Genomic DNA, 25,319 nt, shown 5'->3' with positions numbered 1-25,319 from the left:
TTAGCTTATTCGACCTGTAGCATTTGTTTGAATAGCACGCCTGCTTGGGTACGGTTATTAAAGCCAAGCTTATGCAACACCGCAGACACATGCTGCTTAATAGTCGATTCACTGACACCTAATTCATAAGCAATTTGCTTGTTCAAAAGGCCATCAGCCATAAGCTGTAAAACTTTTAGTTGATGAGGAGTCAATTGAGCAAGTTTGCCCGCGAAAGCCTGTTCTTGGCTGTCTTCTATTTTTTGAACCTGCTCTACTAATTCATTAGGTAACCATTGCTCGCCTTCTAACAACTCGCGCACAGCATCTGCTATTACCGGTAACGGTGTTGATTTAGGGATATAACCACAGGCGCCAAAATCCATGGCTTTTCGGATCATACTCGGGCTTTCATCACCGGATACAATCGCCACCAACACATCAGGGAAATGACTTCGGATCATAGTCAAGCCTGTTAGACCGTCATTGCCCGGCATGTTCAAATCCAAAAAGATCAGCTCTACGTCGCTGTGTAGCTTTAATAAGTCGATAGTTTGTTGATAGGAAGCAGACTCAAGAATATCGTTCCCCAATACACCTTGAATGGCCTGTTTCATGGCGCTACGAAACAAGGGATGGTCGTCAGCAACGATGGCTTTAGCGTGCATTATAGGTACTCGGTTATCAATAAGGAGGCTTATTTGTCACTGGGTAGGATAACGTCTCGACGCTAGCTACCTGATTTTTAATAAATTTATCACTTGTCCTTATTAATTACACCAAATTTACAGTTAATAAGTGGGTTTGTAGTGGTTTGCTGAGCAGTACGGTAAGTTGCCTAGACGAAAAAAGGCAGTTTTCACTGCCAAACGTCATTACCATTTCACGCCTTATGCTTATTTTTATCGTGCGCGTGTCTATTTGAAATCAGGCGCGGTGAAAATGAACGTTCACCCGCGCCCTTTTTGGTTTTGCGACTAAAAGCGATAGCCAACCGTTAAGCTGACCGTGCGTGGGTCGCCGTAATAACCAATTAACGTATTATCACCACCTGTGCCGGCTGTATAACCTGTAGGATCATCAGGGTTTTCTACCACAAACTGATAGCCACCCACTACGTATTCCTCATCGGTCAGGTTTTTAGCATGAATGCCGCCATACCAGTTGCCGTCCTCACTTTGCCACGACACGCTTAAGTTGACTAAACCGTATCCGTCTTGGGTGATCAAACTGTTTGACGTTTCCGTAATCGTATAGTCATCACGGTAGTAGTAGTTAGCATTAAAAACAAAATCGCCCATGTCTGTGCTAAGTAGGTAGTTAGCAGCGAAATTGGCTGTGTACTCAGGAGTGTTCGAGATAGCAAAGGTATCGGCTACATCGACTCGCCCTTCCAGTGTCTCTTGGAATACCTCTTCAAATTCAGCATCGATGTACCCTAGTGACACATCAAAGGTTAGCTCATCGGTAGCGGCATAAGTAATTTCAGCTTCAACCCCTTTGGCTTTAGATTTACCCACATTACCCAAGATTTGTTGTAAGTCTTCAGGTGACGTAACGGGCAACACTGAGATGTACTGGCGGTCGTTATGCTCTAAAGCGAATAAAGTAACATTTGCCCGTAAATTATCGTTCCAGTCGCTTTTCATGCCAAGCTCAAACGAATCCACTACTTCTGGGTCGACCGCTGGCTCGTTGATGGTCGCTCTTGGATTGTAAGTACCGGATTTAAAGCCTTGTGAATAACTGGCAAAAAACATCAAATCATTATCCACTTGATATTCAATACCTACGCGGGGTGTAAAGCGTGACCAGCTTTCTTTTGCTGGAGCATCCAAAATACCGTCACCGTCAGAATCGCTGCCCAAAACTTGTGGCACTATTTCACCTTCTGGGCGCACGTAACCTGGGATCCAGTTCGACTCTGGGTATACGTTGTCGAAAATTAGACCATTGCGAACGGTGGCTTGCTTTTCTTCATCGGTATAACGTGCGCCAAGGGTCAATGACAGTTGCTCGGTTACATCAATAGATGACTGCACGTACGCGGCAATACTTTCGCTGTTGTTACAGCCAGACACTTCGCGGGTTAAACCAGGCACGCCGAATGCGGCGCGACCAAGAAAGCCCAGTATGGCTTCAAATTGACCACACGATTCACCGTCATAATAATAAATACCGCCCACGGCGTTAAACCCATCACCGGAGTATGCTAATTGCAGTTCGTGAGTGTCGTTTTCATCTTCATAAATGGCGGGTACATCAAAAATATCTATGGCTGTATTATCAAAATCAATATTGGTTGGCGAGTAACTTTCACGATGTGCGCCTATGTATTTTAAGCTGATATCATCATTTACATCCCAATTGGCCGTTAAGCTATACCCTTCGAGCTCAACATTGTTTTCAGTGGGTAAACTGGTGTAAGAATCAAATACGCTATTGGGTACGGGGGCATCAGTCAAACGACTTGGCAATAAGCGATAACCGCCTTTGGCATTAGAGTCATCTTCGGTTTTATCCCACGCGAAGCGAAAAAATAAATCATCTGATGGAGTAAATTCCACCGTCACCCGAGCCGCGGTTAAGTCTTTGTTATAGTTTTCTAAGTCTTGCCCTTCAAGAGCCGATTCAAGGTATTCACCATACCCGTCGCGAGTTAAATCTGCGATCCCAAAACCGACATAAAGCTTGTCTTCGATGACGGGAAACTGTCCTGTAAGCTTGATATCACGCTGTGAATAGCTGCCTACGGTGCCTTGAATGTTCAAGGTGGGGTCGCCGCTCATGGGCTTCGTCACGTATTTTATCGCGCCGCCTATGGTATTTTTACCATATAGCGTGCCTTGTGGGCCGCGGAGTACTTCAATACGTTCAACATCGAGTAAATCTAATACAGCGCCTTGAGGCCTCGCCACGTAAACATCATCAATGTAGATACCCACGCCTGGTTCGTAACCCCAAAGTGGATCTTGTTGGCCCACACCACGAATAAACGCAGTGAGCGTCGAATTGGTGCCGCGGCTATTTTGCAAAGTGGTATTGGGTGAGAATTGCTGGATTTCAGTGATAACCGAAATTCCCTTTTCATCTAACTCAACGGCGCCAAGAGATGTAACAGAAATAGGCACTTCCTGCAGGCTTTCTACGGTTTTACGCGCTGTGACTTCAATACGCTCGAGCCCTTTTTTCTCAGCCTGAGTGGCGTTATCTGCTTCTTGAGCCATTAACGCTGGTTGGTAACACAACACTGATGCAACAGCGCCAGCGATAAGGGATTGGGTGAATCGTTGTTTATTCATAGTGTGTCCTTGATTGCAGTATTTCGTTTTTTTCATTGTCTGCTTGCTGCGGTCGTAAATACCTTAATCGAGTTTTGCCAGGTCGTCCTTAGTACCATAGTACTATGGGCAATTTCATTGGGCTAAGACACACTTGCACCATCACTTTACGTGTTTGCTTGCGGTCACAAGTATTCATTTAAAGGAAGATAATATGCTCAGTTTAATTGGTTTGATAGGCGGGTTGTTGCTGCTAATAGTGCTCACTATTCGTGGCATGAACTTGTTTATCGCCGCCCCCTTGTGCGCACTTATTGTCGCACTTACCAGTGGTATCCCGATTTTTATCGGCGATGTTAATTTTGTCAGTAGCTATATGCAGGGTTTCTCTGGATTTATTGCTTCTTGGTTTTTCATGTTTTTGCTTGGCTCCTTGTTTGGTAAATTCATGGAAGACACAGGCGCTGCCGACGCAGTAGCACGCTTCATCATAGCAAGATTGGGCCGCAGCCAAGCGGTTGCGGCGGTAGTGCTCGCCTGCGCTATTTTGACCTACGGCGGGGTTAGCCTCTTTGTTGTGGCGTTTTCGGTTTATCCTATGGCGTTGAGCTTATTCAAAGATGCCAACTTGCCTAGACGCTTCATTCCCGCTGCATTGGCATTTGGTTCAGTCACCTTTACCATGACATCCGCTGGCTCCCCAGAAATTCAAAATTGGATCCCCATTAAATACTTGGGTACCTCACCTTTTGCCGCGTGGGAAGTAAGCTTAGCAGTGGCGGTTTTCATGGCGGTGTTTGGTTTCTGGTGGATGCGCCGGATGATCAACAAAGCATTAGCGAATGGCGAAAAATTCGAACACTGGGAACAAGATCCTCATATCACAGACCGGGCGCTTCCTAGCCCCATAACTGGGTTAATTCCACTGTTAGTGGTGCTCGTACTTTCCTTTTTGCTCCACGATAGCCTAGGTCATTTAGCCTTGATCATTGCGCTGGGTGGCGGTGTGCTCACCCTGATGATCATCAACTACCGTTACTTTATGAATATGCAAAATGCCATCACCGCTGGCACTACAGGTGCTTTGGTCGCCATTGGTAACACCGCAGCGGTGGTGGGGTTTGGCAGTATCGCTAAAGCTACCGAGGCGTTTCAGGTCGCCGTAGAAGTCATGACCCATATACCGGGAAATGAGTTAATTGGCGCAGCAATTGCCATCAGTGTTATAGCCGGCTTAACAGGCTCGGCCTCAGGCGGGCAAGTTATCGCCCTGCCCTTACTCGCGCCGCATTACATCGACCAAGGTGTGAACCCTGAAGAGCTACATCGGGTTGTATCTATTTCATCAGGTGCGTTAGATTCTCTGCCACACAATGGTTATGTAGTGACATTAATCCGGGCAATTTGTAATGAGACTCACCAGCGGTCATATTGGTCAGTCGGCGCACTAACGGTTGTGGTGCCATTATGTGGTCTTGTGTTGGCTATCGCCTTGTTTAACCTATTTTAGCGTGCAAATTATTTACGAGAGAGTGCATTTTATGTTCTTAACCCAGGTGTTTAAAAAAGGGCTTTTGGCCACTTTTAGCCTAATCATGTGCGCGCAGGCGTGCGCAGCATCGGTCGAATTAGTCGAGAAAAAGCGCTTTGAAATAGAAAGGTTCGAAACCTTCGGCGGTAAAACCATCAAGCAGGTACACGTCGGTTGGGAAAGCTACGGTACATTGAATCAAGCAAAAGACAATGTGGTGCTGATCACCCATTACTTTAGTGCGACTTCACATGCAGCAGGTAAATATCATCCGGATGACGCAACGCCGGGATATTGGAACGCCATAATAGGCCCAGGTAAAGCAATTGATACCGACAAATACTTTGTTTTAAGTGTTGATACACTCGCAAACTTAAATGCTTACGACCCCAATGTGATTACCACTGGGCCTGCGTCTATTAACCCAGATACTGGAAAACACTACGGGCTAACGTTTCCTGTGGTGACTATTCGTGACTTCGTAAACGTGCAAAAATTATTGCTTGAATCGTTAGGCGTAACCAAGCTACATGCGGTGGTTGGTGGTTCAATGGGGTCTATGCAAGCGTTAGATTGGGCGACGGCTTATCCTGAATGGGTGCCTAGAATGATCTCAGTGATAGGATCAGGTCAAAGTGATGCATGGACCACCGCCTTGCTAGAAAAATGGGCAATACCCATTCAACTGGACGCCAACTGGAAAAACGGCGATTACTACGATAGTACACCGCCAACCCAAGGGTTAATTGCTGCGTTAATGTTCATTACCCAAGACGCACTTACACCGACTTTTTTTAATCAAACCGGTAAAGGCATAGGTTACTTTGCCCTTGAAGAAGCGCCGTTAAACGACATTCGCCAGCAGCATAGTATTGTTAAGTGGTTAAAAGAACGAGCTCAAAGCCGAGCTAAATTGATGGATGCTAACCATCTATTGTATTTAGTGCGGGCCTCACAGCTTTATATGGCAGGCCATTCAGGTGACATGAAACAAGCGCTATCCTCAGTCAAAGCAAAAACGCTCTTTCTGCCATCATTCAATGACTTGTTGTTGATGCCCTATTTAGCCAAAGACGCGGCAAATTCCTTAGAGCAACTCCATAAAAATACCTCTTACCGTGAGTTAACTGGGGACCTAGGCCATCTCAATGGTGTAGTAGGTATCGAACAAGCGGCGTCAGACATCAGCGCATTCTTAGCTGACAAACAATAGATTTATAAGAACAAAAAAGGATTATTATGACTTTCTCATTATCGGAATTTACCCAGTTAAGTAAACGCAGTTCTCGCTGTTGTTTCCTTACAAAGGCCGTTAGCGCCGTTCTAACCCTGTCACTTAGTGGAATATTAAGTGCCTCAGCCATCGCGCTACCTGAACAAAACGCGCAACCAGAGGCAGCTACAAAAGACGAGAAACGCTTCAATTTAGATCTAAATAAAATCACTTTATCTGGATTATCAAGTGGAGGCTTTATGGCTACCCAGTTCGAACTCGCTCATTCAGACTGGGTCTCTGGTGTGGGTATCATCGCCGCTGGGCCATACTATTGTGCTCAAAACAGCATACAAACTGCCCTTAGTCAGTGCGTTAATCAAATCAAAACTCCGCTGGACTTAGCTGCCCTCAATGCCCAAACGCAAAAATGGCAGGAGCAAGGCAAACTGCCCGACTTAAGCCATTTACAGCAACACAAGGTTTGGTTATTAAGCGGTACGCTTGATACCAAGGTACTTGGGCAAGTAAACGATGCGCTTTTTGAACAGTATCAGCAGTGGGTGACGCCTGAAAACATTCACTATGTTAATGACAAACCCTTTGCGCATTTATTCCCTACGCTTAATTCAGGCACAACATGCGATGTATCAAGCGCCCCCTTTATCGGCAACTGCGATTACGATGCAGCGGGCGAAATGCTTAATTTTATGTCCCCTGAACTGAGCCCTCGCAGTGCGCATCCCCAAGGTAAGTTGATGCAAATAGACCAACATTTACTTGGCGGTGAATCCGCTTCAACGCTTGCTGATACGGGGTATGTGTACGTTCCACAAGCGTGCGAACAAGGCGAAGCCTGCACCGTACATGTGAGCTTTCATGGTTGTAACCAAAATACAGCTGCCGTAGGTGACGACTACGCGACGCAAACTGGCCTCAATAACTGGGCAGATACCAATCATATGTTGGTGCTTTACCCGCAAACTAAAAGCTCCATGATAATGCCGTTAAATCCCCAAGGTTGCTGGGATTGGTGGGGATACACGGGAGACGATTATGCCAACAACCAAGGTCAACAAATAAAAGCCGTTAAAAACATGATTCATGCATTAGCCAAAAAAGAGACGACAAAATGAACAACTCATACGCTATGAAACACAGAACGATTCTGATCACAGGCGGCGCTAGCGGGATTGGTTTAGGGATAGCCCAACAATTGGGCAGCAACGGCCATAAAATCGTTATCGCAGACATGAATATGGATGCGGCTGAAAATGCCGTCGCAGAACTAGGGGCACAGGGGATCAGCGCACGCGCCCTTTTACTTGACGTCACAAATCAAGATCATATCAATAACCTTAGCGCTAACCTTGCTCCTGACACGGTAGATGTTTTGATTAACAACGCAGGTATTCAACATGTTGCCAAACTGGAAGAATTCCCTGGGGATAAATGGCAACAATTAATCAATATCATGCTGGTGGCGCCCGCCATGTTGACGCAAGCGTTATTGCCCACCATGCGCAGTAAAAACTACGGCCGAATTATTAATATTGGATCTGTACATTCCCTTATTGCCTCCCCTTATAAATCGGCATATGTAGCGGCAAAACATGGGTTGCTTGGCTTTTCGAAAACACTGGCACTGGAAACGGGTGATTGTGATGTCACAATCAACACACTTTGCCCCGCTTATGTCAAAACACCTTTAGTGGAGAAACAAATAGCGGCCCAAGCCAAAGAACATGGTATGAGCGAAGAAGATGTTATCAATAAAATCATGCTCGAACCCATGCCGAAAAAGTCCTTCATTGATATTGATGAGCTGGCCAGCAGCGCTGCTTTTTTAATGGACAACAGCGCGCGTAATATTACTGGGCAGACCATCGTTATAGACGGCGGCTGGACTGCGCGTTAGTCATACTAACTAACACTAGGTAAGCTTAAAAGGCCTGTAGAGATAGGTACCTCCTCAGGCTGAATTTATCACATATAGTTTGGTCAGCTTACATTATCAACGACCAAAACTTCCACCCTAGTGAGGTAACACCACCACTCTAATGTGCAGACGGTTTAGCATTATTTGAATGAGTATTAAATTGAATAGTTGATTTATCGAATGTTCTTAATTTAACTCTTAGGTCAAAAATTGCGTAACCAGTCACAACAAGAAAACATAAGCTCGGCACTATGTAAGAAAATGAAGTACTAACACTATCTATGATTGCCGCTTGTGCCAAAGGCATGACAGCACCGCCTAAAATAGCCATAACCAACCCTGCTGCACCAAACTTGGCATCATCACCTAAGCCATGCAGCGCTATGGCATAAATAGTAGGGAACATTAACGATAGACATCCTGATATTCCGACTAAAGCCCAAACTCCCGACTCGTCGGGGCTAAGTATCATGTATAAGCACAAAAAAGAGGCTAGCGATGCCATAATAGTCAATAGCTTCGCAGGCCTCACCCTGCCCATTAACCAGGTCATAAAAAAACGTGAAACTAAAAATAACAACATACTGTATTGCAGTATTTGACCACCCCCCACCTCATCAGTGCTCTTCGCTTCCATTACATATTGAATCGTAAAGGTCCAAACACAAGTTTGTGCAGCTACGTTAAAAAATTGAGCGATCACGCCGAAACGGTAGTGCCTATTTCTAAATAGACGTCTCATAGTCCCTCGAAAATCAATGTTCTTCTGCTCAGGGGATCTCTCACAGCGAGTGGGTGTTTTTGTTAACGCCACCGCTAGCCAAATGAGCACTAAGACACATGCAAAACCCACATAAGGTGTCATTACAGCAGATAGTTCAGCACTCACGACTGAGGTCAGCTCACTCGCACTCATAGCCATTCGCTCTTCAGGGGTAGCTTGATTAAGTTGAGGAAGAATCAATGTAGCGGCTAAAAAAACACCAAAACTGGTGCCAACAGGATTAAATGATTGAGCAAAGTTCAACCTCCGCGTCGCACTTTCTTCACATCCCATTCCCATAACGTAAGGGTTGGCGGACGTCTCTAAAATCGATAGTCCTCCAGCAAGCACAAATAGCGCGGTTAGGAAAAAACCGTATGTCATAGTTTGACTCGCTGGGTAAAATAAAAAAGCGCCAGCTGCAGCGCAACCTAATCCTGTCAACACCCCTGTTTTATACGAAAAACGTTTGTTGATAAAAGCCGCTGGAATCGCCAAGCAAAAGTACGCTCCATAGTAACTGAATTGCACAAGCGCGGATTGAAGTGAGGTCATAGTAAATATTTTGCTAAATACTTTGACCAACGGGTCAGTCATATTCGCTGCCGTTCCCCACGCAGCAAAACACAAGGTCAAAAGGATAAAAGGAACGAGCATTTCTTTGGAAACCAAGCGAGCTTTATTTTTCATTTTCACACATAAATATTTAACGTTTAGTTAACACATTTAAGCAACAATTTTTTATCATGTCAATAAATCAACTTTTATTATTAATGTATTTTTTACTAATTGACATATACATTCAGAAGAACTTGAATAAGCGGTATGATTGTTCAATAAAAATGAACGCAGTAAATAGGTCCGTGTTTTTGAACAAAATATAAGCTGTGCATTTGAAATAACTACATTAGGAGCCAAAAATTAAAACAGCTAATAATAAAAAAGAATTTAGTAAAGGACGCAGCCAGTCAGGCCTTAGATTGCATAATGAGCGTAAGATTTTATCTTACATACGCCATAAAGGGAGTGCTTCTAAGTCAGAAATAGCACAACAACTTGGCTTATCTGCTCAAGCGGTCACAGTTATTATTAAAAGTTTAGAAGCCGAAGAGTTAGTAGTACGCAAAGCCCCTAAACGCGGCAAGGTCGGCCAACCTATTGTTCCTTTTTCACTAAACCCTGACGGTGCATTTGGTATTGGACTGAAAGTCGGACGACGTAGTTTTGATCTAACGCTTGTCGATATGACAGGTAATGTAAAGGGTACGCTTCACGAAAACTGTGCTTACCCTACAGTCAGTCAATTACTGCTGTTTATAAAAAAAGGGGTCGAAGTATTGACCTTAAGTTTAGAGGCCGATCATGCTCACAGGATCACAGGTATAGGCGTAGCCATGCCGTATGAGATCTGGAGTTGGGCCGAAGAAGCCGGGGCACCAAAAGAAGTGCTAGACGAATGGAAGAGCTTTGATTTCTCACTAAAAATAGGCAGCATAATCAACCTCCCAATCTATGTATGCAACGACGACACCGCAGCCTGCTCCGCGGAGTTGAGCTTTGGCAACATCAATCACTTTAGCGATTTTTTGTACATTTTTGTTGGAACATTTATCGGGGGTGGCATAGTCATAAATGGTTCATTATTTACCGGGAAAACAGGTAATGCAGGAGCAATCGGTTCTTTACCTCAACCCAGTATTAATGAAAGTGGAAAGTTAGTTTCTAAACAGCTCATCATGCAATCTTCTCTGTTTATTCTAGAGAAAATGTTACGAGATGCTGACATTGACAGCAGTGTTCTTTGGCGCTCCACCGATCATTGGGGAGAGCTCGGCACACCACTAGAACATTGGACCGAGCAAGTGACTGATGGCTTAGCCTATGCTGCACTTTGCTCTTTGGCGGTGTTCGATTTCGAGGCTGTTATAATTGACGGTGCAATACCTGCCACAGTCAGAGAGAATATAGTGCAAATAACGAGAGAGAAAATCGCGCGCGCAGATACCCGTGGACTTTCTCCGACCAAGGTAGTCAGTGGCTCGATCGGCCCAAAAGCCCAATCTATAGGTAGTGCAAACCTGCCGCTTCTGGTCCATTTTTCCCATGATAGCCAGCATATTTTCAGTAAGTAATCCCACCTCATCTTGATTAATAGTTAAGGCTTCGTTCTTGCGCAGCCTTGATTTTTAAATTCTATTTTCCTGTTTTAACGCTGAATAAAGTCATTTTCATCAAATAATTAATAACATTAGTTGATTTATTAATTTATCTGCCCTACATTTATTTAACAGTTTTATTACAACCAATACATTCAGTTAGAAATGAAGGGGCTAATGAAGCTTCGCAAGCACACTCAACGGACTTAAAAGAGACAAACACAATGAACAAGACATATAAATCAGCGATTCTTTATGCATCAGTTGCCACAGCTTTATCTCAACCCGCAAATGCTCAAACCAATGAACAGCCCAAAGCAGACAATGATAATCTAGGATTTGAGCAAATCATTGTTACCGGAAGCTCTCGCCCAAAAGAAAAAATCGAATCAACCAATGCCATGACTACATTTGATGAACAGAAATTGGAACGTCTAGCTCCCCACAGTGTTGGTGAGTTAGTCCGCAGTATTCCTGGTTTTCATGCAGAAGATACAGGTGGAGAAACAGGTAATAACGTCGCACCTAGAGGGTTTCCACTATCCACACAAACTGAATTTACTGCTTTAATGCGTGATGGCATGACCGTCTTCTACAATCAAGACGTATTGTTCAGTCAAAACGACCGCTTTACGCGCCTATCAAGTTTTGTAGGAAATGTTGAAGCCATTAGAGGCGGAGCTTCTTCAATATTTGTCGGCAGTGCCCCTGCTGGTTTTATTAACTTCATTTCCAGAGAAGGTGAAGATGACACTCAAGGTGACGTGTTCTTTGAAACAAATAGCAATAACAGACTTGGTGCCCAAGCATGGATAAGTGGTTCACTCGACGAGCAAACTGTTTACGCCATTGGAGGTTGGTATAGACAGGATGATTCGGCACGTGACCCCGGTTATACAGCAAATCAAGGGGGCGAGCTAAACGCTAACATAAAGCACTTTTTTGCTGACGGTGACGGCTTCACTCGTTTCGAATTTAATAAACAAGACGACAAATCTTTCTTCTTTATTCCTCAACCTCTTACTGGGTCAACTTCGGATGCTCAAACGATTCCAGGAGGGATGGATATTAGAGATGGAACCACAGGTAACTCAGCGGGTGCACGTATACTCAGATTAGCAAACACACCCAGCGGTGATCTAGATTTGGACGTTGCCGATGGTAACTATGCAGATGTAACTTATATTGGTAATACCACCGAAGTTGAGCTCAATGACGAATGGACTTTCAGCAACCAAATTAGATACACAGATATGCTAACGACATTCACAGGGATCATCAATGTGGGAAACGCCGAACTGCTTTCCACAAAAGCGCAAGCGATATATGACGCTAACTCTGACGCCCTTGCAGGTGCTGTCAGTAATGGTGTACTGAACTATCAAATTCGTGATGCAGGTACAGGTTTTGAACTAGCAAATAATGGTAACTCTGACTCATTCAACACCAATGGCTTCGGTATTAACGCTGGCTTTTGGCATCGTCGTTTCGAGGGAGATAACCTACAAAATGAAAGTAAACTGAGTCATATATACGAAGACTTTTCGCAAGGGACGCTATATTCGACATTTGGTTTATTTGTTTCTAATGTTAATGGCCAAGTAACAGACTATCGAATTAATACCCTTCAATCTGTCGAGCCACTCCCACAGCGTCTTGATATCGCTTTTATCGACCAACAAGGAAATGATATCGCAAGTGGCACTTATCATGGGGTGCAAGCCGGTTCCCACGGGTTCGCCAATATCGTATACAGTGAAAAAATAGTCGCGCCCTATGCTGATTTCGAATACGAAATCGAAGACTTAACTCTGAATGCAGGTGCTCGTTATGAAATGTTAAAAGCTGACGGTGAAGCAGAGAATGGCGCCAACTATCAGATAAGTAGTTTTGCAAGCGATACCGATATCGTTAATGGCGATATTTTACTTCCTTTTGGAAATGGTACATTTCGCAATTTTGATGTTGAATACAACGAGTTAGCATGGACTGTAGCAGCAAACTATAAAGTTAATGATGATTTTGCTGTATTTACCCGTTACGCAGATGGCTTTCGAATGCCTGATGTCGATAAGTATATGGCGATCACCGATCTCACTAGTCAACAGGAAATTGACGCGTTTAATCGCTCAGAGCGACGTGAAACCAAACCCGCTTCAACGGTGATGGCCGAAATTGGCGTTAAATACAACGAAGGCGATATAGCCGCTTTTGTTACCGGATACTTCGCTTCTGCCGATGATTTGTTTTTTAATGTTCCTACAATCGAAAATGGGCAAGTAGTTCAACGTCAAGCCTTTAGAAACACAGAAACGATAGGCTTAGAAGCTGAATTCAATTTACAATTGACAGAAGGCTGGAGGATCGGGCTTTCTGGGACGTATCAATCACCTGAATTTGTCGATACGCCGGACGCAGAATTTATTGATCTAAATGGAAATACCGGGTCAGTTAATATAAATGGCAACCTTCCTGTTCGCGTACCTAAACATTTTGGACAACTAACGACTAGCTATGACTTTGAGGATTTCTCTTGGGGTATGGCGACTGTACACGCTAGTTATTCATGGAGTGGAAAACGGTACGCAGATGATGCAAATACAGCTGAGTTACCCATGTATGGTATGCTTAATATCGGCTTATCTCTGGAAAACGAGGATGGATATTACCTTCGCGCTGACGTTAAAAACCTTAATAATTCGGAAGGGTTATCAGAGGGCGATCCGAGAGCGGGGGAGACACTGGCCGGCCAAACGACTACATTTAATGCACGGGTAGTCTTACCTAGAACATTTTCTCTAACGGTAGGTAAACGTTTTTAACACTCTGAAAGCCTAAGTCAAACACTGTGTTTGCCTTAGGCGATTTCCCTTACTGTTGCAACAATATCTACTGCAAATCAAAGCGATCTAAGGTCATGACTTTAGTCCACGCGTTAACAAAATCATCCACAAATTGTTGGTGAGCATCATCGGATGCATACACTTCAGCAACCGCTCTTAGCTCTGAATTAGAGCCAAATATCAAGTCCACTGAAGAGGCGGACCAACGTTGTTTGTTGCTTTTGCGATCAATTCCGAGATAGAGATCCTGTTGGTCTTTCGCCTTTTCCCAGCGCGTTGACATATCGAGTAAATTAACAAAAAAGTCGTTGTTTAAAATTCCGGGATTATCTGTCAGTACGCCCCTATCACTGCCATCGGCATTGGTATTCATCACTCTCAAACCTGCCACTAACACACTCATTTCGGGAACGGATAAATCTAGGGTATTCGCTTTGTCCACTAACATCTCAACCGGTGATAAGGTATTTACCTGAGCGTAGTAGTTTCTAAACCCATCCGCTTTTGGCTCTAGTACCGCGAAAGATTCCACTTCTGTTTGAGCCTGGGTTGCATCGCTGCGCCCCGGTATAAAGGGCACTTCAACGTCGAAGTCATTTTTACTCGCGGCGTGTTCAATGGCCGCTGCGCCGCCAAGTACAATTAAATCCGCTAACGATACTTGTTTATTACCGCTTTGCCCGTCATTGAAGTCTTTTTTCACCTTGTTAAGGAACGTTAAAACCGTGTTCAATTCGTCCGGATTGTTCACTTCCCAGTTTTTTTGTGGCGCGAGTTGAATACGAGCGCCGTTAACACCACCGCGCATATCTGTCGCTCTGAAACTGGCTGCTGCCGCCCATGCCGTTTTGACTAATTGAGCAGGCGTAACATCGCCATCAAGTAATTTCGTCTTTAGGTGTTGGATGTCACGTTTATTAATTAGCGAATTGTCCACGCTAGGAATAGGGTCTTGCCATAAGAAGTCGTCCGTTGGCGACTCATCACCTACGTAACGCGCGCGAGGGCCCATATCTCGATGGGTTAATTTAAACCATGCTTTTGAAAACGCTAACTCAAACCCCTTCGGATTGGCATGAAAGCGTTCAGCGATTTTTCTGTACTGAGGATCCTCTTTCAGCGCTAAATCGGTCGTAAACATAATGGGCGCATGGCGCTTGGATTTGACATGTGCATCAGGCACCAAATTCGCACCCGCATTATCTTTAGGGATCCACTGAGTCGCTCCCGCGGGGCTTTGGGTTTTAACCCATTCAAATCCAAATAAATTATCTAAATATTGCATGGTCCATTGAGTTGGGCTGACAGACCAGGCCCCTTCCAAGCCGCTAGTAATGGTGTCTTCTGCATTGCCTTTTCCGCACTTATTTTTCCAGCCTAAACCTTGCTCTTCAATCGTTGCTCCGGCTGGAGCAGGATCTAAGCATTCATCTGGTTTGTGCGCACCGTGGGCTTTCCCAAACGTGTGACCCCCAGCGATTAGTGCCACCGTTTCTTCGTCATTCATGGCCATACGTGCAAACACATCACGAATATCGGCAGCCGCTGAAATAGGGTCGTGATTACCATTTGGCCCCTCAGGATTAACGTAAATTAGACCCATTTGCACCGCTGCCAGAGGCTCCTCTAATTTTCGCTCACCAGAATAACGCTCATTCCCCCCTAACCATTCTTTTTCCGGCCCCCAGTAAACCAAATCTGGTTCGAAGTCGTCTTCTCGACCGCCGGCGAATCCATAAATAGTAAAGCCCATAGACTCCATCGCTACATTTCCGGTAAGCACCATCAAATCAGCCCAGGACAAACTGCGACCGTATTTTTGCTTAATTGGCCACAGCAAACGCCTTGCTTTATCAAGACTCACATTGTCCGGCCAGCTATTGAGTGGCTCGAACCGCTGCTGGCCACCTGCCCCGCCCCCGCGTCCATCTGACATGCGATAGGTACCAGTACTGTGCCACGCCATTCGCACAAAGAACGGTCCGTAATGGCCATAGTCTGCTGGCCACCAATCTTGGGATGAGGTTAACAGTGCTTTAATATCGCTTTTCACAGTCGCTAAATTTAACGTTTTAAATGCGTCTGCATAATTAAAGTCTCCGCCCAAGGGGTTCGATTTCGCATCATTCTGCCTAAGCGGCTGCAAGTTCAGTTGCTCTGGCCACCAAAATGTATTGGTCTTAGGCATACCATCGGCTAAGGCACTCTGGCTGATGCACAATGAGGCTATTGCCAAAGATACGGCGCTAATAAGGCGATTTGAGGGTTTTTTAGCAATGCAATTTGAACGTTTATTTACTCTAGGTAACATGCTGATGTCCTTTAGATTAGTCACTTTGCTTAATGACTATAGGAGTCAACGTAAATTTATTGCAGACGGAAAAACAGATTGTATTAATCGATAATGTTAATCAATTGTGAATCTAATGTGTGTTGTACGACACAAAGTTAGCGGCCAAAGACAGTCTCAAAATCTCAGATTGCGTTACTCTTGCAGATACGCAATCATATCGACCATTCATATAAAAAGAGTTAAAAAATGTCAGCCGTTACCCTTACCTTCACCCTAGAAAAAGAAACTAAAAACAGCGTTCGTTATAAGGAAGTGCCAGAAGAAGGCAAAGCCCCGGTGTTAGGCTCAGTCTATGTACAAAAATGGTACGCAGGCTCATCGAAGAACATTACCATCACGGTAGAGAAAAAAGACTAATTCACCTATCAGACGAGCGACAAACGCTAGCCCACGTTCAAACTTTGGATGTCTTCTATAAAGTGCTCTAATGCTCGAGCTTCAATTTGCTTGATTTTCTTTTGTTGTGGCTCGCTTAACATGTGGTACATGCTCGCGGCGCCGAAATCACCGAATATGATATTTCCCTCATCATCAAATAAGGTGTTATGGGCGTATAAATCGCCGTGGCAAACTTGGTTTATATGCAAATGCTCATACACATCTTGCATCTGAGAAATGATTTTCTCAACGTGCTGAGACGACAATGTAAACCCTTCAGGGAAGGTATCTCGAGTGCAACTGTCTAACGATGGTGGCAAGCCTAAATTACGGAAATGCTCTGGGATTAACGCCATCACCAACGCCAAGTAGTCAGGCTCTGTCACCTGTGCCAGCGGCTTGACTATATTGCGATGTTGACCCACTTTCAGGCAGACCTGTAGCTCATCTTTCGGGTAGCCATCACTGGTGACTTGGCCTTTGAACACTTTAACCGCCACCTCTGCGGGCAAGTCACGTTGTGCTTTACGCCAAGTCGCTTTTGATATTACGCCAGATGCTCCCTGCCCTAGCACATCATGCAATTGGTAGCTCGTAGAGGGTACATGAGGCACTGTTTCAATATGCAAATCCGCTGCGGAAAATGGATTACCCGCAAAAGCAAACCAAGCCAATCTGGGCAAATCTAATAGCTGGTCTGGGCATTGCGCTAAATCATTCGCCGAAATTCGCAACAACTCAAGATTGTGCAATTGGCTCATATTCTCAGGTAATGACGTGAGTTTATTACCCGCAAGGGCTAACTTTTGCATTCTAGGTCGCTCACCCAACGAGTTTGGCAGTCTCTGTATCTGATTATCGGTTAAAATCAGCCAGCGCAACTTTATGGGTAAAGCGTTCTCAGGCACACGCTTGATTTTGTTGGCTTTGAAACCGACCATTTCAAGGTTTTCGCACTGTCCCAATACGTCTGGTAGAACTTCAAACTGGTTGTTAGAGGCAAATAGAATTTTAAGGTTTTTTAATTGGGCAAACTCATTGGGTAGATGGCGCAATCTATTATTTGATAAATCAAGTACTTCCAAGGTATCAGCGAGGGTTAAAATCTCTAAAGGAAATTCCGTGAGGTTGTCAGATAGAGTGAGTTTTGATGTGCCAATAAGTTGGCCGGTTTTAAGCTGATTCAGTGTGTGCAAAATGAGAAACCTGATAAAGAGATAAAGTAATGGGAAGCGGTACTGCAAAAAAGCGACGCTAGCCTACTGAAAATCATCTAAAAAAGATAGTTTAGCGACAATAGACCCTCTGAGGACAGTAGTTGCAAGGGTGAAATAGCTATTACTTATTATCACGTACATGCCCATCATCTCAAAGGAGTCTTTTTCTACGATAATAGTCTGGCATGAGTGGCATCTTAAGCCGAGTTAACAACCTGAAGTCGTGTATTCTATGCTAGGGGTTTCCCCCAAGTTTTCTGCACGGTAATAGATCAAATAACAATTGGTGGCAACTATCGGTACTTGGTTTACATAGGCACCTGACGTGTGGGTGAGCGACGCAAAAGTAAGGTATAATTTAGTCCGTCGATAATCTGTTGACCATATCCAATCTTTCTCAAAATTGCTGCTCATTGCCGCAGAAATTCCGCTATTTCGAGAGCCACTTGGGTATCCATATCGTGTTTCGATGTCCGAAGAACCGTCACCGTCAATATCAATATTGCTAAGCTGCAAACTATTCTGCCCTCGAATCGCTGATTTAGCATATACCAACTTGCTAGCAGACAACATTGCGCCCCCTACAGATTCAAGCACAGCAATTTTCGCATCACCGTTTAAATCGAGAAACTTTGGTGCAGCTGTGACGGCTAATGTCCCCAAGATAACGATGACGATGATTAGCTCAATCAAAGTAAATCCACTTTGCGCACTTGGCTTTGTCGAGTTGGGCAAATTCATTTTGATTAACGGATGTTCCTTGAATAGTTACGCGGCGATTAGGCTCATGATTGACGCGCTCACACAGTAAACTTATATTATATCTACATTTTGGCGATATTTTTATCTAGGAAAATATACATAGGTATACTATTAACCGGTGCTAAGCATCGAAATGATGCTTTGATTTCAACTAGGGACGGCAGAAACAGTGCGCAGTAGTTGCTGTAGTTGCAATAACGACAGCTACCAACACCTAAACTGTGACGTTAAAATGATTAGACAGGGTGAAACCCGAAAGTATGATTATAATCGATACTTGCCTTAAAGCGCGCAGCCAAGGAGCTGCGCGCTCTTTAAAGGGTTATTAGTTAGATGTAAAACGACGTTCGTACATGCCTTTGTGTAGGTCTTTGGCAGCATTGACCATAGGCGCATAAGGGGTGTCAGTCACGTTAACAAAGCCTACGTTGTAGTTTTCGCCGTCAAAGGCTCTACCAGTAATTGGCGAGTCCATGTATTGGAACCAATGCGCACCAATAAAGTACGGATTGTCAATAATCGTTCTCATATAATCTTGGTACATATCAGCTCTGTCTTGCTGATTAGCAGCATGTACTAAGCCTGGGTGAAACAAACCGCTGTCAGTAGCTCCGATGTGGAACTCGCCCACAATTGATGGCATGTCAAACTCTTTTAGAAATCCCCAGCCCTTTGGATGTAAGCCTTCTTTGTATACGTTGTAACTCATCACATCCACGTACTGAGTGGCCGCTTTTGCCACCTCCATAGGCATGCCCCAATCCGCGAAGCGAGACCCTAAATAGAGATGATTAGGCAAATAGGTTTGCATAGCAGCATCAACTGTTGAAAAGTATTTTTCGGCATAGGCATACAGCATATCGCTGTAATCAGCTAATTGCTGTTCGGCGTGCGTTTCATCAGTCGCTAGCAGTGAATCAATGCCTTTATTAAACTCAGACCAAGAGGAAATATCTTTACCCCAAGCGGCATTTAATGCCTCGATGCTGGCATATTTATCTTTAAGCATTGTCGTAAACGCCGCCTTAGTCGGCACTTCACTACCATCGCGTTTTAGGGTATTGAACACGATGCCGTAGCGCGACTGAGGCGTTTCACTACGGCCAAAACTTTTCTCGTTATCGATAAATACACCCACACACCAAGGGGTGTTTTTCACTTCTTGTGCGATGACGCTGACAGTATGCAACGCACGCTCTTTGAATGTAGGGTCGAACACATCCGGCATGTTGCCCCAGAAGTCATCGCCACTAGAGACGGTTTTATAGTCACCGATGATCCAGCCGTTAGCAAAAAACGGTACTTTCTGGTTGTCGTAAAATGCAGGATCTGTCCAATTACCTAAGGATGTGAACCCCCAATTACGCATTCTATCTAGGGTCACATCGTGCCACTTTTGCATGTAATCAGGTGTCATTTCACTGTATTTACGATCTAAATTGGCTGCATAAAAACTATAGGTTTCGCCTTGTTTTAGTGGCCCTGAATGAACCCCAGTACGGTAACCATAGTGCTGCCCCATAGGTTCCTCGTAACTTGGCAACCAAGTGAACAGATCTTTTCTGAGTTCAGATGCTACAAAACGTGATGGCACGGCACTGTCAGCAACGCGATTAAGGCCCTGAGAATCAGATGGCGTCACATCAGCGTTATCTGCTTTAACTAACACCTCCGGCGGAAAATCATAACCGGTCATTGTAGACGAGTTAGCCAAGCGAATGATATCGACACCAGTGGCAAAATACAGGTAACCGTCGGGGTCAACTAAGCTCCATAGACCTTGATATTTAGCTGTTCGAAAGTTGCCCGTGCCTTCCAGCTTAGGTCCGTTCAGCCAACCGCCCCACTTTGAGCGCGGCGCATTCCATTTTCCGTCTAAGGTTTTCAACTCTTTATCTCTTGCGCTGTATAACTCTTCTAACGAGTGCACTTTCCCGTCGAATTCGCGCTTTGCATTTTGCCCGAATTGATCAACCACACCCGTGAGGTAGTGCGTATCCATAGGCGGATTTTGGCGTAATCGAATATCGTTTATAGTGATTTGTTTATCGAATAAATTGTTTTGTACGCTTAACGAAATCTTGCTTATACCACTGAGTTTAAGATTTTTTTTACCCCACAAAGAGATAAACTGCTTGTCGTCTGAATACCACGTATCTGGATTAGAGCGTAAGCCCGAGGTAAAATTAAATTCGTTTTTATCGTCACTGATTGATTTGGCGAGATCGTGCCCCGCCATTTTTGCATAATAAGTACTTTGTGGCCCAACAGGCACACTGACTGAACGGGTATACGTATCGCCATTGGTATCAGATATATTTAGGAATAACTGAACTGAGTGCTCTCCTTCATTACCGATGTCAAAAGCGATATTAAAATCGTCTAAATCGCTCCAATCCCAAGCAACATCAGGAATAAACTCAACAGCACTGTTGATATTCTCTTTCCCATGAAAGAGCACTTTGAGAGAATCGCCTGCTGTACCAACCACGCTGCCGCTGGCATTTGTGTATTTAACCTGCTTGAGGGAGTCACTATCTTTGGCAGTAAACAATGTTTTAAGTGTTTTTACCTGTTGCTCAATGTGATCAACTGGTTGCACCTCTGCGGCTGAGGAGTGACTAACCTCGTCACTCGTTTCACTCGCACTGCATCCAGTTAGCGCTGTTACAATCGCAACAAACAAAAGCTTTTTACTGGCGTTCATAATTATCCCTCTTGAGAAGTATTAACAAAATTTACATTTTGGGATTATACACGGCACGCTCAACATGTAAATTGTTAACAATTAATTAAATAGTGCGAGTAAACAACATTAATGCGAGTCGTGCGAAACACCATATTTGACTATTGTGTTGAGGTTAAAATCTAAAGTAACGTATGATGTCTCTGTCAATTTTATCAATATGCACTCTCGTCTTTGAAAAATTTAATAGCCTTAAATCAAAGGCTAAGCCTACTAATATTCTTATTATTAGAATCAAACGCTTTTACGTATTGTGTTATTAAATAACTAAATTGTAAAAGTATGTTGACTTACCTGAGACATTACAGCGATAATTAATTGTTAACAATTATCAATATATGCGTTAGCATAATTCATCGACGATTTACGTAACTTTGTTAACAAAGGTCCCCCTAAGTTAATAGACGTCATCCAAGCTAAATAGGAACACCAATGAATAATCAAGTTAGGCATGTATTCTTTTGCGCAATCGTAGTGGCATTCGGAGGATTCATTTTTGGTTTAGATGCCGCGCTTATCTCAGGCACTGTGCGCTTTATTTCCGCCGAGTTTGCCCTCTCTGACTTGCAAATTGGGGCTGTGGTCAGTGCACCTGGTTTCGGTGTTTTATTTGCGTTACTCATTACTGGCTATATTTGTGACAAATATGGTCGCCGCCAAGCCCTGCTCATTATTTCTGTTTTATACATATTGTCTGCGGTAGCGTCTGTTGGAGCTATTTCCTTTGAGATGTTGGTTACGGCTCGATTTGTTGGCGGGCTTGCGTTTACATCGCTGTCAGTAGCGGCTATGTATATTGGCGAAATTGCACCGCCAAAACTACGCGGTAAATTGGTGGCCATGATCCAGATAAATATCGTTATCGGTCTCTCAGCCGCTTATTTTGCCAATTACATGATATTAAAGGTGTCGCAATTAGAGGCCGACTGGGTCATGTCTCTTGGTATCAATACCCATACTTGGCGGTGGATGCTCGGCATTGAGATTATCCCAGCCATCGTATGGCTATTCCTACTTATTACGATCCCAAGAAGCCCTCGTTGGTTGGTCATGAACAATCGTTTGGATGAAGCAAAGCGTGTACTACATCAGTTTTTGAATAACGAAGAGGTCGAAAAAGAACTGGTTCAAATTCAGCACAGCGTCGATTTAGGCGATAAACACGCTTTATCCACCGCTGAAGCCATAAAAGCCATGTTTGGCAGCAAAATGCGTAAAGCCGCATTAATCGGTTTAACCATGGGGGTGGTGCAACAAATTACCGGAATTAACGCGATCATGTTTTATGCCCCGACGGTCTTTGAGCAAGTCGGTTTGGGCACCAATGCTGCCTTTTTCCAAGCACTTATCGTCGGTTTGGTCAGTGTGTTGTTCACCATAGCAGCAGTGTTGTTAGTCGATAGATTAGGCCGCCGTCCACTGGTGATTTACGGCCTTGCAGCGGGCACTATTAGCCTATTTATGTGTCACTACGCTTTCAGTCAGGCCACTTATATCCTTACCCCTGAGCAGATTAACGCTTTTGCCACTGAGCATGGCTTAGCCAGCATGCAGAATATGGTGTCCACTGCGTTTTCATCTGATATTGAATTTAAGAATATGCTGCAGTCGGTTATTGGTATCGAAGAATTTAGACGCCATGAAGGCCAGCTGATGCAAATGGCGACTAATGTAAACGCAAACATGATCTTACTTGGCGTCATGGGTTATATAGCGGCTTTTCATTTCTCAATTGGGCCGGTGATGTGGGTGCTTTTTTCAGAGATATTCCCAATCGCTATTCGTGGAACCGCCATTCCCATGTTTGCATTGCTTGCTAGTATTGTGAGTTATTTAGTACAGCAGTTTTTCCCATGGCAGTTAAGCCATATGGGGGCTAGTGATATCTTCTTATTTTACGCTATCAGTGGTGCTATAGGTTTCGTTATCTTGTTTAAGATCATGCCTGAAACCAAGAATAAGACGATTGAAGAAATTGAACTCGATTTAGACAGCACAAAAGATAAAGCGAGCGTGGCCTAAGATGCGCAACCCTATATTTATTGCGATCGGCGAATGCATGGTCGAGCTGAGTGTTACCGCTCAAAATAAACTACAACACTCTTTTGCCGGTGATACCTATAACTCTTTGGTTTATGCCAAGCGTTGGCACAACGAGTTAGACTGTTACTTTCTATCAGGCATCGGCCAAGACAGCTTTAGCACCTTGATGACAGCGCACTGGCAACAGCATGGTATCAGTGATGAGTTTGCTCTTACCTCTGATGATCATAACGTGGGTATATACGCGATTAAGAACGACGACAGTGGAGAGCGCCACTTCGATTATTGGCGCAAGGAGTCAGCGGCCACCCAACTCATGTCCCTCATTGAACAAAGCGACTGTGAGTCCCACTGGCCACATTTTGATTTGGTTTATTTCAGTGGAATATCCCTAGGCATTTTATCCGATGAAGATAAAGACAAGTTAATCAATTTAATCACCCGTCTTAAAGCTAAAGGCAGTAAAGTGGCCTTTGACCCTAACTACCGTCCAAAGATGTGGGCGAACAAAGCGCATGCTATCCGATGGCTTGAAGCAGCATACACAGTCAGTGACATAGTACTACCAGGCACCGAGGATCATCATGACCTATTAGGACATTCATCTGTCTCTGAGATTGTGGATTACTGTAAGCAGTACGAGGTTCAGGAGCTGGTCGTCAAAGCAGGCAAAGAGGGTGTTTTCGCTTTCGATTGTGGCCAAGCCGTTTGCCATGTGCCTTTTACCCCTGCGGACAGACAGCTGGATACCACCGCAGCCGGAGACTCTTTTGCAGGTGTATATTTGGCCTGCCGCATGGCTGATAAACCTATGAAATTATCTATTGAACACGCATCCGCAGCAGCGGGGCTAGTGGTGCAACATCAGGGCGCCATAGTTGAGCACACTATTTTCGATGCATTTCGTCAACGTTTAGCCAATCACACCGTTGCTTGAATTGGTATCGCATCTAACAGATCTTAAGAGGAAATAACATGACTCAGGCTAAGCAAAAACAAAGCCTTGCCACCAAGCGCGCTATCGAGCGAGGCTATGACAGTAAAAATGCTGACTGGATGATCGAATTTGAAACCAGCCCATTAAAGGGTGACTTTGCATTTGAAGAAGGGGTAATTCGCCGCGACCCCACGTCGGTCATTTCAGTCGATGGTGTTTATCATTGTTGGTACACCAAAGGCACTGGCGAAACCGTGGGCTTTGGTAGTACTAACCCAGAAGATAAAGTGTTTCCATGGGATTTAACCGAAGTTTGGCACGCCACCTCAAGTGACGGCGAAACGTGGCAAGAGCAAGGCCCTGCTATCACCCGTGGTACACCTGGTGCGTTTGATGATCGTGCCGTATTTACCCCCGAAGTACTCGCCCATAATGGTAAATACTATTTGGTCTATCAAACCGTGCAATATCCTTATACCAATCGACAAATAGAGCAAATCGCCATTGCCCATGCCGACTCCCCTTTTGGCCCTTGGACAAAATCCAACGCACCGATTTTGAGTCCTTCCTTGGACGGCGAATGGCGCGGTGATGAAGACAACCGTTTCCACGTGCATTCAAAAGGCAGCTTTGATAGCCATAAAGTGCATGACCCATGTTTACTGGTGTTTAATGGCAAGTTCCACCTGTATTACAAAGGCGAGACCATGGGCGAAGAAATGAACTTTGGTGGGCGCGAAATCAAGCATGGGGTCGCCATCGCCGACGACATTTTAGGGCCTTATCACAAATCAGAATACAACCCGATCAGCAACAGCGGCCATGAAGTGGTGGTGTGGAATTACCAAGGTGGCGTTGCAAGCTTATTGACCACTGACGGTCCCGAGAAAAACACCATTCAGTTTGCCCCTGACGGTATTAATTTTGATATCAAAGCCCATATCAAAGGGGCGCCAGAAGCGATTGGTTTATACCGGCCAAGCAACATAGAAGACATCCCTCCCCCGGGCTTGTATTGGGGTTTATGCCATAAATACGATAGCAGTTGGAATTGGAATTACATTTGTCGTTATCGTCTAAAGAAACAAGTATTAGACGCTGGCACGTTTCAAAACAGTAACTAATAAACTGAGATATAGCAGTAAACCCGAGCACCCATTAGGTATTAAATTGAAAAT

At 44.4% G+C, this 25,319-nt stretch carries 17 protein-coding genes; 10 read left to right on the top strand and 7 right to left on the bottom strand.

The annotated features are described in order from the left end of the window. Nucleotides 1-5 precede the first annotated feature (5 nt). Together AC0VYA_RS10045 and AC0VYA_RS10040 are read right to left on the bottom strand one after the other, a co-directional pair. Nucleotides 6-647 carry a response regulator gene (locus AC0VYA_RS10045; protein ID WP_011574794.1) on the bottom strand — a complete coding sequence of 214 codons (642 nt, stop codon included), beginning with the start codon at nucleotides 645-647 and terminating at the stop codon, nucleotides 6-8. 309 nt (nucleotides 648-956) lie between these two features. Next, a complete protein-coding gene (locus AC0VYA_RS10040; protein ID WP_475490918.1) occupies nucleotides 957-3,281 on the bottom strand; it encodes a TonB-dependent receptor in 2,325 nt (774 codons plus the stop codon). A gap of 193 nt (nucleotides 3,282-3,474) precedes the next feature. Here AC0VYA_RS10040 and AC0VYA_RS10035 point away from each other — a divergent pair, with 193 nt between their 5' ends. Genes AC0VYA_RS10035 through AC0VYA_RS10020 form a run of 4 tightly spaced genes read left to right on the top strand, consistent with a single transcriptional unit; the run spans nucleotide 3,475 to nucleotide 7,922 of the window. Next, complete coding sequence (locus AC0VYA_RS10035; RefSeq protein ID WP_475490917.1) at nucleotides 3,475-4,770, top strand: GntP family permease; 1,296 nt, start codon at nucleotides 3,475-3,477, stop codon at nucleotides 4,768-4,770. A gap of 31 nt (nucleotides 4,771-4,801) precedes the next feature. Then, nucleotides 4,802-6,004: an E22 family MetX-like putative esterase gene (locus AC0VYA_RS10030; protein ID WP_475490916.1), complete on the top strand. Its 1,203-nt coding sequence runs from the start codon at nucleotides 4,802-4,804 to the stop codon at nucleotides 6,002-6,004. A 26-nt stretch (nucleotides 6,005-6,030) separates the two neighbouring features. Next, nucleotides 6,031-7,140 carry an extracellular catalytic domain type 2 short-chain-length polyhydroxyalkanoate depolymerase gene (locus AC0VYA_RS10025; RefSeq protein WP_475490915.1) on the top strand — a complete coding sequence of 370 codons (1,110 nt, stop codon included), beginning with the start codon at nucleotides 6,031-6,033 and terminating at the stop codon, nucleotides 7,138-7,140. Next, nucleotides 7,137-7,922: a 3-hydroxybutyrate dehydrogenase gene (locus AC0VYA_RS10020; protein ID WP_475490914.1), complete on the top strand. Its 786-nt coding sequence runs from the start codon at nucleotides 7,137-7,139 to the stop codon at nucleotides 7,920-7,922. The genes AC0VYA_RS10025 and AC0VYA_RS10020 overlap by 4 nt, the downstream gene beginning before the upstream one ends. 139 nt (nucleotides 7,923-8,061) lie before the next feature. Here AC0VYA_RS10020 and fucP read toward each other — a convergent pair whose 3' ends face one another. Then, complete coding sequence (gene fucP / locus AC0VYA_RS10015) at nucleotides 8,062-9,396, bottom strand: L-fucose:H+ symporter permease (RefSeq protein ID WP_475490913.1); 1,335 nt, start codon at nucleotides 9,394-9,396, stop codon at nucleotides 8,062-8,064. 290 nt (nucleotides 9,397-9,686) lie between these two features. Here fucP and AC0VYA_RS10010 point away from each other — a divergent pair, with 290 nt between their 5' ends. Together AC0VYA_RS10010 and AC0VYA_RS10005 are read left to right on the top strand one after the other, a co-directional pair. Beyond that, entirely contained in the window at nucleotides 9,687-10,838 is a 1,152-nt protein-coding gene (locus AC0VYA_RS10010; protein WP_475490912.1) for an ROK family transcriptional regulator, read from the top strand. A 248-nt stretch (nucleotides 10,839-11,086) separates the two neighbouring features. Further along, nucleotides 11,087-13,684 (top strand): TonB-dependent receptor, encoded by a 2,598-nt coding sequence (locus AC0VYA_RS10005; protein ID WP_475490911.1) that lies wholly within the window; start codon nucleotides 11,087-11,089, stop codon nucleotides 13,682-13,684. Nucleotides 13,685-13,751: 67 nt separating this feature from the next. Here AC0VYA_RS10005 and katG read toward each other — a convergent pair whose 3' ends face one another. Continuing rightward, the gene (katG, locus tag AC0VYA_RS10000; protein ID WP_475490910.1) at nucleotides 13,752-16,016 is read right to left on the bottom strand and encodes a catalase/peroxidase HPI; all 2,265 of its coding nucleotides are present in this window, start codon (nucleotides 16,014-16,016) and stop codon (nucleotides 13,752-13,754) included. A gap of 228 nt (nucleotides 16,017-16,244) precedes the next feature. Here katG and AC0VYA_RS09995 point away from each other — a divergent pair, with 228 nt between their 5' ends. After that, on the top strand, nucleotides 16,245-16,415 hold the full coding sequence (locus tag AC0VYA_RS09995) for a hypothetical protein (protein ID WP_475266666.1): 171 nt from the start codon (nucleotides 16,245-16,247) through the stop codon (nucleotides 16,413-16,415). A gap of 26 nt (nucleotides 16,416-16,441) precedes the next feature. Here AC0VYA_RS09995 and AC0VYA_RS09990 read toward each other — a convergent pair whose 3' ends face one another. The 3 genes from AC0VYA_RS09990 to AC0VYA_RS09980 all read right to left on the bottom strand — a co-directional run bounded on the left by AC0VYA_RS09990 (nucleotide 16,442) and on the right by AC0VYA_RS09980 (nucleotide 21,122). Next, entirely contained in the window at nucleotides 16,442-17,632 is a 1,191-nt protein-coding gene (locus AC0VYA_RS09990; RefSeq protein WP_475490909.1) for a leucine-rich repeat-containing protein kinase family protein, read from the bottom strand. 228 nt (nucleotides 17,633-17,860) lie between these two features. Next, entirely contained in the window at nucleotides 17,861-18,394 is a 534-nt protein-coding gene (locus AC0VYA_RS09985; protein ID WP_473480350.1) for a prepilin-type N-terminal cleavage/methylation domain-containing protein, read from the bottom strand. 346 nt (nucleotides 18,395-18,740) lie between these two features. After that, a complete protein-coding gene (locus AC0VYA_RS09980; protein WP_475490908.1) occupies nucleotides 18,741-21,122 on the bottom strand; it encodes a beta-galactosidase in 2,382 nt (793 codons plus the stop codon). 471 nt (nucleotides 21,123-21,593) lie between these two features. On the opposite strand from AC0VYA_RS09980, the gene AC0VYA_RS09975 reads away from it, so the two are divergent. Genes AC0VYA_RS09975 through AC0VYA_RS09965 form a run of 3 tightly spaced genes read left to right on the top strand, consistent with a single transcriptional unit; the run spans nucleotide 21,594 to nucleotide 25,265 of the window. Beyond that, nucleotides 21,594-23,183: a sugar porter family MFS transporter gene (locus AC0VYA_RS09975; RefSeq protein WP_475490907.1), complete on the top strand. Its 1,590-nt coding sequence runs from the start codon at nucleotides 21,594-21,596 to the stop codon at nucleotides 23,181-23,183. Between the two features lies 1 nt (nucleotide 23,184). Further along, on the top strand, nucleotides 23,185-24,141 hold the full coding sequence (locus AC0VYA_RS09970; protein WP_475490906.1) for a sugar kinase: 957 nt from the start codon (nucleotides 23,185-23,187) through the stop codon (nucleotides 24,139-24,141). Between the two features lie 38 nt (nucleotides 24,142-24,179). Next, on the top strand, nucleotides 24,180-25,265 hold the full coding sequence (locus AC0VYA_RS09965) for a glycoside hydrolase family 117 protein (protein WP_475490905.1): 1,086 nt from the start codon (nucleotides 24,180-24,182) through the stop codon (nucleotides 25,263-25,265). Nucleotides 25,266-25,319: the final 54 nt, after the last annotated feature.

This window comes from Paraglaciecola sp. QJM3NY_14 (assembly GCF_056173245.1).
This window is presented reverse-complemented; position numbering and strand designations above follow the sequence as displayed.